Origin of the sequence: Acinetobacter sp. YH12094 (assembly GCF_013419295.1) — a bacterium.
Lineage (GTDB): Bacteria > Pseudomonadota > Gammaproteobacteria > Pseudomonadales > Moraxellaceae > Acinetobacter > Acinetobacter amyesii.
Genome location: NZ_VPAK01000083.1, coordinates 1 through 1180 on the forward strand (window position 1 = coordinate 1; position 1180 = coordinate 1180).

Genomic DNA, 1180 nt, shown 5'->3' on the forward strand with positions numbered 1-1180 from the left:
CTCTGTACACGACAAAAATAGATAACTCATTGAAATAATGTCACAATAATTGTTTTCTAACGACGAATACTATGACACATCTCAATGAGTTATATCTTATCTTAAACAAATCTCTAAAATGGAACAAGTCACATTTAAAGTGCTTTGCGCTCATCATGCTTGTGATTATTTTAAAGCAAACATGTAATCTTTCTTCTGCATCTAAAGCCTTGCCCATCAAGTGTTTACCACAATCATTTTATCGACGTATGCAGCGCTTCTTTGCAGGTCAGTATTTTGATTATCGTCAAATTTCTCAGTTGATTTTCAATATGTTTTCATTCGACCAAGTGCAACTGACTTTAGATAGAACCAATTGGAAATGGGGAAAACGAAATATTAATATCCTGATGCTCGCAATCGTTTATCGTGGAATAGCGATACCTATCCTTTGGACATTGCTTAATAAACGTGGAAATTCAGATACGAAAGAGCGTATTGCTTTGATTCAACGCTTTATAGCCATTTTTGGTAAAGACCGTATTGTGAATGTGTTCGCAGACAGAGAGTTTATCGGTGAGCAGTGGTTTACATGGTTAATTGAACAAGACATCAACTTCTGCATTCGTGTTAAAAAAACTTCATTGTCACCAATCATTTAGGAAAGAATCATAAAATTAGTGATTTATTTCGCCATCTTAAAGTTGGTCAAATTGAATGTCGTAAACGACGGATTTTGGTTGGTCGGGTGAAACTATATATAAGTGCACTACAGTTAGAAAATGGAGAGCTTTTACTCGTCGTTTCTCCTCAGTTTAATGCCAATGCTATTCAGGATTATGCATTACGCTGGGAAATTGAAACCTTATTCAGTTGTCTCAAAGGACGCGGGTTTAATCTTGAAAATACGCGCTTGACAGACCCTAGACGAGTGAAAAAATTGATTGCGGTGTTAGCTATAAGCTTCTGTTGGTGTTACTTAACGGGTGAATGGCAACATAATCAAAAAAAAGCGATAAAAATAAAGAAGCATGGACGACTCTCAATGAGTTTATTTCGCTATGGTTTAGACTATGTTCAAATGGCGATTCAGCGTTTAATTGGTTTTGGGAAAAAAGAAGAGTTTAAGGAAATTTTGGCAATTTTAAGAAAGCAGAATCCTGATAGGATAAGGGTTCTGTGAAATTTGTCGTGTACAGAG

General features: G+C 35.8%; 1 protein-coding gene. It reads left to right on the top strand.

What is annotated here, in order from left to right; translation table 11 throughout:
• Positions 1-71 precede the first annotated feature (71 nt).
• Positions 72-1162, top strand: a protein-coding gene (locus FTU34_RS17715; RefSeq protein WP_085940648.1) for an IS4-like element ISAba1 family transposase whose coding sequence is annotated in 2 segments (ribosomal slippage) — positions 72-612 and positions 612-1162 — 1092 coding nt in all. Because the reading frame shifts where the segments join, the coding sequence is not laid out codon by codon here.
• Positions 1163-1180 lie beyond the last annotated feature (18 nt).